This is a genomic window from Breoghania sp. JC706, assembly GCF_037026715.1.
Lineage (GTDB): Bacteria > Pseudomonadota > Alphaproteobacteria > Rhizobiales > Stappiaceae > Breoghania.
In genome coordinates, this window is record NZ_JBANCG010000002.1 from 1 (window position 1) to 14,660 (window position 14,660).

The 14,660-nt window shown below is 66.0% G+C and carries 13 protein-coding genes; 6 read left to right on the top strand and 7 right to left on the bottom strand.

Annotation, left to right across the window (positions count from 1 at the left end; all coding sequences use genetic code 11):
- Positions 1-336: 336 nt before the first annotated feature.
- The 3 genes from V2L18_RS03225 to V2L18_RS03235 form a co-directional block, all read right to left on the bottom strand.
- Entirely contained in the window at positions 337-594 is a 258-nt protein-coding gene (locus V2L18_RS03225; RefSeq protein ID WP_336176383.1) for an exodeoxyribonuclease VII small subunit, read from the bottom strand.
- Between the two features lie 176 nt (positions 595-770).
- Complete coding sequence (locus tag V2L18_RS03230; RefSeq protein WP_336176384.1) at positions 771-1,697, bottom strand: histone deacetylase family protein; 927 nt, start codon at positions 1,695-1,697, stop codon at positions 771-773.
- Between the two features lie 481 nt (positions 1,698-2,178).
- The gene (locus V2L18_RS03235; protein ID WP_336176987.1) at positions 2,179-3,165 is read right to left on the bottom strand and encodes an L-threonylcarbamoyladenylate synthase; all 987 of its coding nucleotides are present in this window, start codon (positions 3,163-3,165) and stop codon (positions 2,179-2,181) included.
- 186 nt (positions 3,166-3,351) lie between these two features.
- Between V2L18_RS03235 and V2L18_RS03240 the strand changes: the two genes are divergently transcribed.
- Genes V2L18_RS03240 through V2L18_RS03250 form a run of 3 tightly spaced genes read left to right on the top strand, consistent with a single transcriptional unit; the run spans position 3,352 to position 6,795 of the window.
- Positions 3,352-5,136: an acyl-CoA dehydrogenase gene (locus V2L18_RS03240; RefSeq protein WP_336176385.1), complete on the top strand. Its 1,785-nt coding sequence runs from the start codon at positions 3,352-3,354 to the stop codon at positions 5,134-5,136.
- 46 nt (positions 5,137-5,182) lie between these two features.
- Positions 5,183-5,929, top strand: a complete 747-nt coding sequence (locus tag V2L18_RS03245) for a crotonase/enoyl-CoA hydratase family protein (protein ID WP_336176386.1) — start codon at positions 5,183-5,185, stop codon at positions 5,927-5,929.
- Between the two features lie 14 nt (positions 5,930-5,943).
- Complete coding sequence (locus tag V2L18_RS03250) at positions 5,944-6,795, top strand: NAD(P)-dependent oxidoreductase (RefSeq protein WP_336176387.1); 852 nt, start codon at positions 5,944-5,946, stop codon at positions 6,793-6,795.
- Between the two features lie 658 nt (positions 6,796-7,453).
- On the opposite strand, the gene V2L18_RS03255 is transcribed toward V2L18_RS03250, so the two are convergent.
- Together V2L18_RS03255 and V2L18_RS03260 are read right to left on the bottom strand one after the other, a co-directional pair.
- Positions 7,454-8,470, bottom strand: a complete 1,017-nt coding sequence (locus tag V2L18_RS03255; protein WP_336176388.1) for a J domain-containing protein — start codon at positions 8,468-8,470, stop codon at positions 7,454-7,456.
- A 244-nt stretch (positions 8,471-8,714) separates the two neighbouring features.
- Positions 8,715-9,083 carry an RT0821/Lpp0805 family surface protein gene (locus V2L18_RS03260; protein WP_336176389.1) on the bottom strand — a complete coding sequence of 123 codons (369 nt, stop codon included), beginning with the start codon at positions 9,081-9,083 and terminating at the stop codon, positions 8,715-8,717.
- 139 nt (positions 9,084-9,222) lie between these two features.
- Here V2L18_RS03260 and pdxH point away from each other — a divergent pair, with 139 nt between their 5' ends.
- From pdxH to V2L18_RS03275, 3 genes are all read left to right on the top strand, one after another.
- A complete protein-coding gene (gene pdxH / locus V2L18_RS03265; protein WP_336176390.1) occupies positions 9,223-9,861 on the top strand; it encodes a pyridoxamine 5'-phosphate oxidase in 639 nt (212 codons plus the stop codon).
- 519 nt (positions 9,862-10,380) lie between these two features.
- Positions 10,381-10,536, top strand: coding sequence for a hypothetical protein (locus V2L18_RS03270; RefSeq protein WP_336176391.1), 156 nt, complete (start codon positions 10,381-10,383; stop codon positions 10,534-10,536).
- A gap of 404 nt (positions 10,537-10,940) precedes the next feature.
- Positions 10,941-11,882, top strand: a complete 942-nt coding sequence (locus V2L18_RS03275) for an MBL fold metallo-hydrolase (protein WP_336176392.1) — start codon at positions 10,941-10,943, stop codon at positions 11,880-11,882.
- 82 nt (positions 11,883-11,964) lie between these two features.
- On the opposite strand, the gene V2L18_RS03280 is transcribed toward V2L18_RS03275, so the two are convergent.
- Entirely contained in the window at positions 11,965-12,831 is an 867-nt protein-coding gene (locus V2L18_RS03280; protein WP_336176393.1) for a DUF1499 domain-containing protein, read from the bottom strand.
- Between the two features lie 167 nt (positions 12,832-12,998).
- On the bottom strand, positions 12,999-14,624 hold the full coding sequence (locus tag V2L18_RS03285) for a long-chain-fatty-acid--CoA ligase (RefSeq protein ID WP_336176394.1): 1,626 nt from the start codon (positions 14,622-14,624) through the stop codon (positions 12,999-13,001).
- Between the last annotated feature and the right edge of the window lie 36 nt (positions 14,625-14,660).

Sequence of the window (14,660 nt, forward strand, 5' to 3'; positions counted from 1 at the left end):
GGGTGATGATTTTTACGGAGAAACAGAATATAAAACTCGCGTGGTCGATGGGGCCACGTGCACAGTGAACGACTTGGGCCGCGGTTCGCCGCGGCCCTTTTTTCTGTTCGCACGGAGTAACACGTATGCCGCGATCGGGTCTCTGCTGTGACCTGGGGCGCTTCTATTCCGATTTTAATATTTGAGATGTTATATAATTTGTAACGGTTCCGCCCCGCGATGTTGCGTTGAAGATCGCAACACTTCCCAGGGCCTCTCGATTTGATTTCGAAAGTCTGCTTACCCTGCGTTGCATTCCGTAGCGTAATGCGCGTGGGATTGACGCGCGCGGCGGGGTCAATCCATGTCGAGCGGCTCGGTGCCGGCGGCGGCGCCGTCATTACCCCGGCGAATCTTCTCAACTTTGGCCTCTGCGGCCTGTAACAAACTGTCGCAATGGGCTCGAAGCGCATCGCCTCTCTCGTATTGAGAGATGCTTTCCTGAAGCGGCACATCGCCGCGCTCCAGCTTCTGCACGATGGTTTCCAACTCGCGCAGCGCTTCCTCGAAGCTCATCTCGGCGACGGGTCTGGGTGTGGGAGTCGGTTCGGTCATGGCGTCTGCGCGTCCGTTCGCTTCCGGGATTCGGTCGGCGGCAGGGTCGGGTGCCGGCCGTCCCGCGTCAAGCCCGCGCACGACGTTCTCCCAGGCACGGCATGGCCATGGGGCAAGCAGGCCGGTACGGGCAGGCCGGAGAGAATGGGGAGGCGCGCGTGAAGCCGGCTCGCCGCTCAGGCGTCCATCAGCGTCATCACATGGGCGGCCACGGACCGCGCCAGACCTTCCAGATCGTAGCCGCCCTCCAGCATCGAGACGACGCGCCCGCCGCAATGCTTGTCGGCGACATCCATCAGCTTGGAGGTGATCCAGGCGAAATCGTCTTCCAGCAGATTGATGTTCGCCAGCGGGTCGCGCTTGTGCGCGTCGAAGCCTGCGGAAATCAGGATGAGGTCCGGTCGGAACTCGCTCAGCCGCGGCAGCAGCATCACCTCCACCGCCTCCTGAAACTGGGCGCTTCCGTCGCCTGCCATCAGCGGGGCGTTGACGATGTTGCCCGCCCCCGTCTCATTGGCGCCCCCGGTGCCGGGAAAGAGCGGCATCTGGTGGGTGGAGCAGTACATCACGCTCGGGTCTGCCCAGAAGATGTCCTGGGTGCCGTTGCCGTGATGGACGTCGAAATCGACGATCGCGACACGCTCCGCTCCATGCTTCTTCTGCGCATGGCGGGCGGCAACGGCGATGTTGTTGAACAGGCAGAAGCCCATCGCGCGCTCGAACTCGGCATGGTGGCCGGGCGGGCGGATGGCGCAGAAGGCATTCTTGACCCGGCCTGCCATCACCTCGTCCACGGCCTGGCATCCGGCCCCCACGGCCCGCAGCGCCGCTTCCCAGCTACCGGCCGAAAGCGTGGTGTCGGCATCGAGGCGCACGAGCCCCTCGCTCGGCATGTTCTTGCGGATCGTTTCCACGTGCTTGGCCGGGTGCGCCAGCTCGATTGCCTCGACCTCGCCCAGCGGCGCGGCGTCCCGTTCCAGGGTCTGGAAACGCTCGTGCTCGAGAATCCTGTCGACCACACGCATCCTGTCCGGTCGTTCCGGATGACCCAGCGGCGTGTGATGATCGAGGAAACAGGGATGGTGCAGCAGCAGCGTCGCCAAGTCGGACCCCGATTGTTGTTGTCAATCTGCCGATCTGACGCGCCCCCGCACGCCCTGTCAATGCGCCTTATCGGGAAGGTCGCCCGTTTGCCGTCGCAACGTCAGTTCCTCCGGCAAGGCGCGAGGGTGCGCACCTGTTGGGCACGCGTCCGCTCAAGGGGCCGCGTGCGGGCAATGGCGGGCAATGAGGGGTTCGGGAAAAAAGAAAGCGACAGTCACGTTCGTAACTGTCGCCGGAAAGGTGCGGGCAGATGGGAGGTATCTGGCCCGGGGTTGGGAGGTCCGCTGCATCACCAGGGGTTCCGAGAAGCTTTATCTCAGAATACGTCGATTCAGACAAGAGAAAAACGAAGCAAATCGAAATGTAAAACCCTTATAGTGCCGCGACTTACAGGAATTTACTTATGGTTGTCGCAGGTTGTTTGCCTGCTTGAACGCGAAACGATGCTGGATCTCAACCACCTTGGGGCGGGTGTCGCGGTTAGTCGGCGCGGGCGCCCGCGCCGGTGCGCTCGGCGGCGGCGCGCGTCAGGCGGTCGTTGATCGCCTCGCCGAGCCCGGTTTTCGGCACGGGCGCCACGGCGATGCTCGCTGCCCCGGTGGCGTCGAGCGTGCGCAGATCGGAAAAGAGACGGGCAGCCGCTTCCTCTACGTTATATGTCTCGCTCAGCGTTCGCGCCGCGCAGGCCTTGCGGGCGATCTCCTCCGGCACCGGTCCGAACCCGAGAAAGGCCTCGCCGGGGTCGATGTCGCGGGCCTCCAGCCGCACCCTTGCGCGCGGCGCATAATGCGATTTCAGCATTCCCGGGCCGGCGGGCGTGTCGGTGTCGCGTGCCGTGGGGTCGGCGAGCGGTGCGCCCAGAACCCGTTCCAGATCCTCGCGCGCCGTGCCGCCGGGGCGCAGCAGCCTGGCCTCATCCTCCAGAAGCGCGACGATGGTCGATTCCACCCCCACCCTCGTCGGCCCCGTATCGAGGATGACGGCGACGCGCTCGCCCAGATCCTCGTCCACGGCCTGCGCGGTGGTGGGGCTGATTCGCCCGGACCGGTTGGCGCTGGGCGCCGCGAGCGGGCATCCGGCTTCGCGCGAGAGCGCCTGCATGACCGGCGAATCGGGAACCCTGAGCGCGATGCTGTCGAGCCCGGCGGTGACGAGATCGCAGACCGGCGAGCCCGGCCTGCGCGGCACCACCAGCGTCAGCGGCCCGGGCCAGAATGCGTCTGCCAGCGCCAGCGCGCGCGCGTCGAAGAGACCGTGCAGGCGGGCAGCTTCCGTGTCCGCCACATGGCTGATGAGCGGATTGAAGCGCGGCCGGCCCTTGGCGGCGTAGATGCGTGCGCAGGCCTCCGCGTTCGTTGCGTCGGCGGCGAGCCCGTAGACCGTCTCGGTCGGCACGGCCACGAGCCCGCCGGCGCGGATGGTTTCCGCGGCGCGGCGAAAGCCGTCTGCGGCCAGAAAATCCGGCATGGCCGGATCAATGCGCGAGATAGTCATAGGTGTTTCCCTAGCGGCATCGTTGACGGCAAGGTCAGGCGCGCTACTGTCGCGACGGAAGGCGGCTGCGGAGGAGGCAGAGTCGGCTTCTGTCAGGAGGCGCATGCGTTTTGCGCAACCCGCTGCCCCTCGTCAAGGTCAAGGGTGAGGATGACTTTCATGTATAGCGCTCCCGTTTCCGAAATCGGATTCATGCTGAGGCACGTGGCGGATTTTGGCCGCATCGCGGAGGCCTTCGGTGGGGAGGAACTGAGCGAGGATCTCGTCGACGCGATCCTCGGTGAGGCCGGGCGCTTCGCCGCGGAGGAATTGGCGCCGCTCAACAAGATCGCCGATCGCCACGGCACGCCCTGGAACGACGGTGCCGTCACGACCCCGCCGGGCTGGCGCGAGGCCTATCGCGCCTGGGCGGACGGCGGCTGGAACGGCCTGACCGCGCCTGAGGAGTTCGGCGGTCAGGGCCTGCCGACCATGCTGCAGGTCGCGACCTACGAAATGTGGAACTCCGCTTCCATGGCCTTCGCGATCGGCCCCACGCTGACCGCCGGCGCCATCGAGGCGCTGGTCTCCCACGCCAGCGACGAGTTGAAGCGGACCTATCTGGAAAAGCTCGTCTCCGGCGAGTGGATGGCGACGATGAACCTGACCGAGCCGCAGGCCGGCTCCGATCTCGGCGCCCTGCGCTCGCGCGCCGAACGCAACGGTGACGGCACGTATTCCGTCTTCGGCCAGAAGATCTTCATCACCTACGGCGAGCATGACCTGACCGACAACATCGTCCATCTGGTGCTTGCCCGCCTGCCGGATGCGCCGGCGGGAACGCGCGGCATCTCGCTCTTTCTGGTGCCGAAATTCCTCGTCAACGAGGACGGCACCCTTGGCGAGCGCAACGACGTCCATTGCGCCAGCGTCGAGCACAAGCTCGGCATCCATGGCTCGCCCACCTGCACCATGGTCTATGGCGACAAGGGCGGCGCGAAGGGCTGGCTCGTCGGCGAGGAGCACAAGGGGCTCGCCTGCATGTTCACGATGATGAACAACGCCCGGCTTGCCGTCGGCGTGCAGGGGCTTGGCGTGGCGGAAGCCGCGTTTCAGCACGCGCTCGCCTATGCCAACGACCGTCGCCAGGGCAAGGCGCCGGGCTGGTCGGGCGAGGGCATGAGCCCGATTGCCGACCATCCCGATGTCCGCCGCAGCCTGATGACCATGCGTGCGCTCACAAGCGTCGCCCGCGTGCTGTGCTACCGTTGCGCGGCCGCCATCGACATGGCCCACAAGTCGCAAGGTGCGGAGAAGAAGAGTTGGTCGGAGCGTGCGGCCCTGCTGACCCCGCTCGCCAAGGCCGTGCCGACCGATATCGGCGTGGAGGTGGCCTCGCTCGGCGTCCAGATCCACGGCGGCATGGGCTACATCGAGGAGACGGGTGCCGCCCAGTTCCTGCGCGATGCCCGCATCGCCCCGATCTACGAAGGCACCAACGGCATCCAGGCGATCGACCTCGTCACCCGCAAGCTGCCTCTGTCGGGCGGCGAGGAGGTACGCGGTTTCATCGAGGAGCTGCGCGCCATCGTGAACGAGGCGGCGACGCAGAACCATGACGGCTTTGCCGGGATGGCCGGCAAGGTCGGCGCCTCGCTCGACGATCTCGCGGCCGCGACCGACTGGCTGCTGGACGCCCTGAAGGAGGGCCGCATGGCGGAAGCGCTCGCCGGCGCCACGCCCTATCTCCGGCTGTTCGGTCTTGCCGCCGGCGGTGCGCTGCTGGTGCAGGGCGCGCTCGCGACCGTGCGCGCCGGCGTCTCGGCCCCGGCGGATGCCCTGCGCATTCATGTGGCCGGCTACTTCGCCGACAACCTGATCGGCGAGACCGCGTCCCTGCGCCTCACCGTGACGGAAGGTTCCTCAAGCCTGCTGGCCGCCGATGCCGCGCTGATGGCCGGCTGATGCACGCAGCGAACACACAGGCACAGGCACGGAACCGGGGGAAACGATGATCCGCATCGAGACGAACGAAGGTATCCGGACGATCCGCATGGATCGTCCGGAGAAGAAGAATGCCCTGACGGGGGCCATGTACGCGGCGATGGCCGAGGCGCTGGAAGGCGCGGACAAGGACGACGATGTCCGCGTCTCGCTCATTCTCGGCGCGCCCGGTGCCTTCACCGCCGGCAACGACATCGCCGATTTTCTGAAGGTCGCCGAAACCGGGCAGGGGCTCGGCACCGAGGTGATCCGCTTTCTGAAGGCGATCGCCGCCTCGCAGAAGCCGGTGCTCGCCGCCGTCGATGGTCTCGCCATCGGCGTCGGCGCGACCATGTTGATGCATTGCGACATGGTTTTTGCCTCGCCGCGCGCGGTCATCCGGACGCCCTTCCTGGATCTTGGGTTGGTGCCGGAGGCCGCCTCCACGCTGCTGGCACCCGCCATCATGGGCCCGCAGCGCGCCTTCGAGCTGCTGTGCCTCGGCGCGCCGCTCGATGCGGAGGCCGCGCACAGGGCGGGCCTTGTCAATCATGTGGTGGAGGAGGGTGTGCTGGAGGAGACGGCGCTCGCCGCCGCGCGCACCATCGCGGCCAAGCCGCCGGCGGCTCTCGCCATCGCCCGCCGCTTCCTGCGCGGCGACCGCGCCGCCGTGCTTGCGCGCATCGACGAGGAATCCGCCGCCTTCCGCGCGCGTCTCGGTTCCGACGAGGCCCGCGCGGCATTCGCCGCCTTCATGGCGCGCAGCAAGGGTTGAAACGGGAGAAGAACATGAGCCTTGCCGGAAAGACGCTTTTCATCACCGGCGCCTCGCGCGGGATCGGTCTTGCGATCGCGCTCAGGGCGGCCCGCGAGGGCGCCAACGTCACCATCGCGGCCAAGACCGCCGAACCCCACCCCAAGCTGGAGGGGACGATCTACACCGCCGCCGACGAGATCGAGGCGGCCGGCGGCAAGGCCCTGCCGCTGGTCGTCGACGTGCGCGACGAGGAAAGCGTCAAGGACGCGCTCGACCAGACGGTCTCGGCTTTCGGCGGGCTCGATATCGTCGTCAACAATGCCAGCGCGATCCAACTCACCAATGTCCAGAAGACGGACATGAAGCGCTTTGATCTGATGCACCAGATCAACACGCGCGGCACGCTGATGACCTCCAAATACGCCATCCCGCATCTGGAGAAATCGGAGAACCCGCACATCCTGATGCTGTCGCCGCCGCTCGACATGAAGGAGAAATGGTTCGCCGGCCACACGCCCTATTCCATCGCCAAGTACGGCATGAGCCTTGTGGTGCTGGGCCTTGCGGGCGAATTGCGCAGCGCCGGCATCGCCGTCAACGCCTTGTGGCCGCGCACCACCATCGCCACCGCCGCGGTAAAGAACCTGCTCGGCGGCGACGCGTTGATGCGCGCAAGCCGCACTCCGGAAATCCTGGGCGATGCCGCTGCCGCGATCTTCGAAAAGCCGTCGCGGGAGTTCACGGGCAATTTCCTGATCGACGACACCTTCCTCGCCGGCGAGGGCTGGACCGACTTCGAGCAGTATCGCGTGGACCCGGGCGTGGCGCTGGCGCCCGATTTCTTCGTGCCGGAGGATATCCCGGCCCCGGCGGACATGGGGTAATCCGAACGTTTCGCACCTGCGGCCCATCCTTCGAGACGCGCTCATCCTGAGGGGCTGGCTCGGAAATGGTGAGGGAGTATCTGTAATGGCACTCCCCCCGTCATCCCGGCCTACGAGCCGGGATCCATGCCGTGATCTATCGGCATGGGAAACGGGCGGATTGATATTTCATGTCAGAGACTTGCTGTAACGAGACATTACGGAATGGATTGCCGGTCGGAGCCGGCAATGACGGGGATCATTCGGAGGTATGAGCCGAATACCATTCCCGGGTCGGGCTTTATGGATGATGTTATGTGTTTGGAGATTTGTTCCATCCCTCAACACGACAACGTCGTCCTGAGAGCCTGGCCTGAAAATGGTATCGGGTTGCGCGCTTTCGACCATTCCCCCTTATGCCCCTCCGCCTTCATAGCCCGGCGAAGTCCGGGCAATCCACTGCCAGCGGCAGCATTCGGGGCTCGCGCTGGATCACCCGGACTTCGCCGGGTGATGACGATGGAGAGGCATGAGGGCGTGCAGAATTCGGGGCGAAGAACCAATTGACATTTATGGGCCAGCGTCTCAGGAGGCCTGACAAGGCCGTCTCGAAGGATGGGCCACAAACGCTGATGATGCCAATCGCGCGGGACGCTGCGAGGCGTGCCCGCTCCCGCGCTCACTCCATGCCGGAGCGCGGGTTGTAGGGCTTGGTGCTCTGCCACACCCGCATCAGCTTCTCCAGATCGGCATCGCCGCCCTCGGGCAGCGCGATGCGGAGCGAGACCAGCAGGTCGCCCGTGCCGCCGCCCTTGGCGGGCAGGCCCTTGCCTTTCAGCCGCAGCGTGCGGCCGCCGGAGGAATTCGCGGGGATCGTCATTTCCACCGGACCGTCGAGCGTCGGCACGCGGACCTTGCCGCCAAGCACCGCCTCGTAAAGCGCGACCGGCAGATTGAGCCTGAGGTTGCTGCCGTCCGGCGTGAAATAGGCGTGCGGCGCGAATTGCACCGTCACCCGCGCATCGCCCGCCGGGCCGCCCGCGGGGCCGGGATTGCCCTGGCCCTTCAGCCGGATCTGGTCGCCGGCCTCGGTGCCGGCGGGAATGGTGACGGAAAGCGTCTTGCCGTTGGGCAGCGTCACGCGGGCCTTGCCGCCATGGGCGAGCTCTTCCAGAGACACCCGGGCGGTGACGGTGACATCCTCGCCGCGCTGCGGCCGAGCGCGCGTACCGGCACCTGCGCCGGCCGTGCCGGCCCCGCCCATACCGCCGCCACCCATGCCGCCACCCATGCCCCCGGCCGCACCCGCTCCGCGGGCTCGCGCGCCGCCGAAGCTGCCGAAGATCTCGTTGAGAATGTCGTCGAAGCCGCCGGCTCCTGCGCCCGCACCGCCGCCCGACTGGCGGAAACTCCAGTTGCCGGCACGCCCGCCGCCTTCGGCGCCGTGAAAGCCTTCAAAACCCTGGAAGCGCTGCCGCCCTTCCGCGTCGATCTCGCCGCGGTCGAACTGGGCGCGCTTGGTCTTGTCGCCGACGACCTCGTACGCCTGGTTGATCTCGGCGAACTTGTCCTGGGCGGCCTTGTCGTCGGGGTGCTGATCGGGATGGTACTTCTTGGCGAGCTTGCGGTAAGCACGCTTGATGTCCGCTTCGCTCGCGGATTTGGTCAGGCCAAGAACTTGGTACGGATCGCGCATGATCAGGTCCGTGATTGAGAAACGCTCGGCAAGGAGCGTGGCGATGGTAAGCGGACGTCGCCCCGACGTCCATTCATCGCCGATATGGGGATTCCTAGGAATAAAATCCAGACATTTCGGCGGCCCGGTCGCATCTGCCTTTAAAGCGCTTGCGCTGGGCCGGTGCGCACATGCCGGGCGTGCCGTTCTGCGGGGAAAAGCCGGAATTTCGGGGAACGGCTCGTGAGCCGAGGTCTCGCCAGCTTCAGGCACCCGCGTCCGCAGGCTGTAGCACGGTCACATGCCACTTGTCGAAGCTGTCGGGGCAGGCGATGCCGGAATAGGCGCGCACCCCGTCGATGGTGTTGGCGGTGGTGGAAAACCGGCGGCAGCCGCCGGCGTCCTTGGGGTCGGCATCGACGACTTCGAAGATCGTGCCCTGGTTGCCGGTTTCCGGATTGGCCCAGGCAAGCTGCGTCGGCGTCGGTTCGACCGTCTGCGGCGCGGTGGCGAGCGTGGAGGCGATGATGCCGCGATCGGTCACCGCGACGTCGCGGTCCGTCTGCGGATCGTTCATGCTGGCGATGGAGCCGGTGGTCTCGGCCGAGACGTCGCTTTCGGTGCCGTTGCTCAAGGGAAACGAGATGTGTCCGCATCCCGCAAGGGCGAGCAATGCAAGGGATGCCAATGCAACGCGCCACTGGCGCCCGCCAGCCTGAACGGTATAAAACGTTGCGCGGTTACATTTCATGCCGAACCCGAAAGCACCTCGTATGTCTGAGACGATCAAAGATCCCTTTGAAGAGTTAATAAAGGGTAAGTCCGCCGATAGCCTGAATCCGTTTCATATTTTTTCAGAATGGTTTGTAGAGGCTGAGGCAGCCGAGATCAACGACCCCAACGCCATGGCGCTGGCGAGTGTGGACGAGACCGGCCTGCCGAATGTCCGCATGGTTCTGCTGAAGGAAATCGACGATCGCGGCTTCGTCTTCTACACCAATTACGAGAGCGCCAAGGGCCGCGAGCTTCTGGGCCAGGGCAAGGCCGCGCTGTGCTTCCACTGGAAGACCCTGCGCCGCCAGGTGCGCGTGCGCGGTCCGGTAACGCCGGTTGCCGCCGAGGAGGCGGACGCCTATTACGCCTCGCGTGCCCGCGGCAGCCGCATCGGCGCCTGGGCCTCAAAGCAGTCGCGGCCGCTGGAAAGCCGCTTCGCGCTGGAAAAGGAAGTCGCGAAATACACCGCCAAGTTCGGCTTCGGCGATATTCCGCGCCCGGCCCACTGGTCCGGTTTCCGGCTGGAGCCGGTGGAAGTCGAGTTCTGGCAGGACCGGCCGTTCCGCCTGCACGACCGGCTGCAATTTCGCCGCGAAAACCCGGATGCAACGTGGAGCACGCAGCGCCTCTATCCCTGATCGCTGCGCCCACGCCGCTTCCCCGTCTTCCCGCCGGAGCCTGCCGCAGGGGCAGATGCGTGCTATGCGGCTGACAGGGGGCAGGGGACGTTATCCACCCCCTGTCACCCGTTTGCGTAAGGGCTTGCGACCTGCGGGTGTCGCGAGTGTGCCGCGATCGCGTGCCGGGATTTTTCTCTTCCTGCACGACAAGACGCTCCCGGGCTTGGCGCCCTCGCGTGCGAGCGCCCGGCAGGCCACAGTTTTCCCGATCTCCGCAACGTAAGCCGCCGGCAAGGCGGCAGCGCATCCATTTCTGCATTGGACTCATGCGTTTATGGGTCAGCGCTAATGTCGCATGCTCAAGCACGCTCTCGCCGTTGACCTCGCCGAAGCCATTCGCGAAAGATTACATGCTGTCTCGTAAATTGACTGGCCACGCAAACGACATGCTGTGATCCTTAAAGTGACGTAATCGTAACGTTACTTTCGGATAAGTGCCCTTCACGGGGTGAACTTCTAGTGATGCGGATGAGAACGATGAGCAAGGAAGCAAACGACAACCGACAACAAGGCGACCAAAAGCCGGATCTCGACAAGCTGTACAAGCCGGTCGGCATCCAGGCGATTTCCGCCGCCACGGTTTGTTACAAGGAAAGAGAGCAGCGCAAGAACGCCGGCAAGATCCGCGTCTGAGCGTCGGCTGGTCTCGGATACCGTTTGCGAACGGGTCGAGGGATGAACCTGCGAGGCCGTTATGTCCACGTGCCTCGCCCGGGTGTCGAAGCTCCTGGCGGCCCGAGCATATCGATGCGACCGGCGGTGATCTGCCTGGCTTTATCGCCTTCCCCGCTCAGGGTTGCGCGACGGCTGCCGCGGTCGATCATCGTTAGGGTTTGTGTCCCTACGTAAAACGGCTTATCTCTGCTGCATGACGGGAGCGTCTGCAGCGGCTCCGCTGCCGAGAGATCGGTATGCGGACGGTGCGCATCCGCCGGAAATGGCCGCTGCTCCGGCGCGGCCTGACCGGGTAGGGGACGGCGGTTCGCCGTTCCACGTTGCGTGCCACGTATAGCGGCTGTGCGGCGCGATCCGTCGGATTGTCCCGCCCGGGGCGCAACGCGGAGCACTCAGTCCTGCCTCTCATCCACGACCGCACCTTCGAACCGCGTTACGGCGAGCCCGTCAGGCTGTCGCCTCTGGTCGCGCGGCTGACGGCGCCGAACGCGAGCCCGTTCACCTTTCACGGCACCAACACATATCTGGTCGGCGAGGGGGATCTCGCCGTCGTCGATCCCGGGCCGGAGGACGAGGCCCATGTCCGCGCGATTCTGGCGGCTGCTGGCGGGCGACGCATTTCCCACATCGTCGTCACCCACACCCACCGCGATCACTCGCCCGGCGCACGGCTCTTGAAGGCGCAGACCGACGCGCCCATCGTCGGCGCCGATGTGCACCGGCCCGCCCGCCCGCTCAATGTCGGCGAGATCAACCCGCTCGATGCCGGCGGCGACACTATTCACGTGGCCGACCGCGTGCTTGCCCACGGCGAAACGCTCGCCGGCGACGGCTGGACGCTGGAGACGGTGGAGACGCCCGGCCACACGGCCAACCACCTGGCCTTCGCGCTGCGCGAGGAGGCGTCGTTGTTTTCCGGCGATCACGTGATGGCATGGTCCACTTCCATCGTCGCGCCCCCGGACGGATCGATGGCCGATTACATGGCTTCGCTGGAAACGCTGATGGCGCGCGGCGAGGGGCGCTATCACCCCGGCCATGGCGGCCCGGTGGAGGAGGCGCAAGCCTATGTCGCCGCGCTCAAGACGCACCGTCTGGCCCGCGAGGCAGCGGTGCTGGAGCGGATCGCGGCCGGCGACGGTACCATTCCGGCGATGGTCAAGGTCATCTACCGCGACGTCGATCCGATCCTGCACGGTCCCGCGGCGCTGTCGGTGCTGGCCCATGTCGAGGATCTGGTCGCACGCGGCCTGGTGCTGAGCGACGGCCCGCCCTCGCTGACGGCGCGCTACGAACTGGCCTGAGGCGGAAGGCAGGGAGCGGGGGCCACGCATTCGGACCCTCTCGCAACAACTGCCCGGAAACGCCCCTTCGGGCGAAGCGTCCTCAGCTCTGGGGCGGCTTGTCGCCGGGAACCGGGATGTCCGGCTCGTTCGGCTTGTCGAGGTCGTCCGGCAAAATCTCCACCGGGGCCGTGTCGCTTTCCTGGATTTCCGTGATGCCATAGGCCTCGGTCAGCACCGCATCCACGCTGGCCAGCAGATCCCGGATGCGGCGGGCGTTGGCACCCAGATCGTGGGCGCCGACGCGCGAGGCGGAGCGGATGTCGAGCCGGGCGCCGACCGGGTCGGGCAGGATGCGCACGGTCAGATCGTCGACGAGCCCGAGAACGAGACTGTGTGCCTCCACGCGAATGGTGGCCGGATCGTCGTTCATGGCGGGGGCGAGCTGGCTCGCAACCGTCCAGCCGCGCTCCTTGATGACCTGTTCCACCGCGCGGAAGAGCTGCGCCGTGCCGACGGGAAAGCGCCGGGGAACGATGTCGGGATAGGCGGCATGCTGCAGGTCGGGTTTCAGGTCGCCTGCCGGATCGGCCTGCGCGCCTGCGGGCCCGACCGGCGGAGGGTTGGCGAGATCGGTGGAGACGTCCGTCAGGCGTGGGTAGTAGATGGCGCCTCCGGCCACCGCGAGGGCCGGCGACAGGGCGATCAGCCCGAAGAAGAGCCCGCGCACCGCTTCGCCCGTCCCCCTGGCGCCGTCGCGCCACACGGCCACCAGCGCGGCCACACCGGCGGCGACGCCGAGCAGCGCCAGCAGGAAGCCGGCGGCAAGGATCGCGAAAAGCGACGTGGCATCGATGTGCCCGCCGCGGTGCAGAAGCGTCCCGATGACGATCACGGGGATCGCAACGACACCGGCAAAACGGCTGAATGTCGCCGCGCGGGAACGGCGGATCGGAAGACGTTTGCGCATGGACCTGTCGGAAATGGATGACGCGGCCGGAAACACGCAGAACGTCAAACGCGCGCAACGTTCCGACCTTTCCCGAAAAGCCATAGCACGCCCGCGCGGGCGCGCAAACCGGCAGCACGCCTGTGCAGGCCCGCAGCAGAGCGGCGCAGGCGCGTGTCCGTTGTCGCTCAGATCGTCGGCAGACGATAGTCCGCAAAGGTTTCGCGCAATGTCGTCTTCTTGATCTTGCCTGTCGCCGTGTGCGGGATCTCGTCGACGATCACCACGTCGTCGGGCAGCCACCACTTGGCGATCTTGCCCTGCATGTAGGCGATGAGATCCTCGCGGGTGGGGTTCGTGCCCTCCTTGGCGACGATCACCAGAAGCGGCCGTTCGTCCCATTTCGGATGGGCGATGCCGATGGCGGCCGCCTCCGCCACGTCTGGATGGCCGACGGCGATGTTTTCAAGGTCGATGGTCGAGATCCATTCGCCGCCCGACTTGATCACGTCCTTGGCGCGGTCGGTGATCTGCATGTAGCCGGAGGGGTCGATATGGGCGACGTCGCCGGTATCGAAAAAGCCGTCCGCATCCAGCACCTCGCCGCCCTCGCCCTTGAAATAGGAGGCCGTCACCGCCGGACCGCGCACTTTCAGCCGGCCGAAGGTCTTGCCGTCCCACGGTTTTTCCCGGCCTTCGTCGTCGGTCACCTTCATTTCGATGGTAAAGGGCGCGTGCCCCTGCTTTTCCTGGATGTCGAGCCGCGCGTCGCCTTCCAGCTCCGCGTATTCCGGCTTCAGCGTGCAGACCGAGCCGAGCGGGCTCATCTCGGTCATGCCCCAGGCGTGGATGACGCGCACGTCGTAGACGTCCTCGAATTTCCGCGTCATCGCGCGCGGGCAGGCCGAGCCGCCGATCACCACGCGCTCCAGATAGGGCAGGGTCTTGCCGGTCCGCTCCAGATATTCCAGCAGCATCAGCCACACGGTCGGCACCGCGGCGGTGAAGGTCACCTTCTCCGTGTCCAGCAGTTCCCAGATCGCTTCTCCGTCCATGCGTGCGCCGGGCATCACCATCGATGCGCCCACCATCGGCGCGGAGAAGGCGAGCGACCAGCCGTTGGCGTGGAACAGGGGCACTACCGGCATCACCCGGTCGCGGCTGGAAAGCCCCAGCATGTCCACCTGCAGGGCCGTCATCGCATGCAGCACGTTGGAGCGGTGGGAATAGACGACGCCCTTGGGGTTGCCCGTCGTGCCGGAGGTGTAGCAGAGCCCGGCCGCCGTGTTCTCGTCGAACTGTTTCCAGGCGAAGTCGCTGTCGGCGCCGGCCAGCCATTCCTCGTAAGGGATCGCGTCCAGCGTCGTCTCGGGCATGTGGGCGGCGTCGGTCAGGACGATAATCTTCTCTATCGTCGTCAGCTCGCCCCTGATTTTTTCCACGATCGGCAGGAAGGTCAGGTCGACGAACAGCAGCCGGTCTTCCGCATGGTTGATGATCCAGGCGATCTGTTCGGGGAAGAGCCGCGGGTTGACCGTGTGATAGATCGCGCCGATGCCGAGCAGGCCGTACCAGACTTCCATGTGCCGGGCGGTGTTCCAGGCCAGCGTCGCGCAGCGGTCGCCGAACCGGATGCCGTCAAGCTCCAGTCTTTTTGCGACCTTCAGCGCCCGCAGGCGCAGGTCGCGATAGCTCAGCCGGTCGATCGGCCCTTCCACCGTCCGCGAGACGATCTCGCGGTGGCCGTGCTGGATCGCGGCATGATCCAGAATTTTCGTGCAAAGAAGCGGCCAGTCCTGCATCAGACCGAGCATGGCGTTCCTCCCAGTAGAGCCATCCGACGCCGGGAT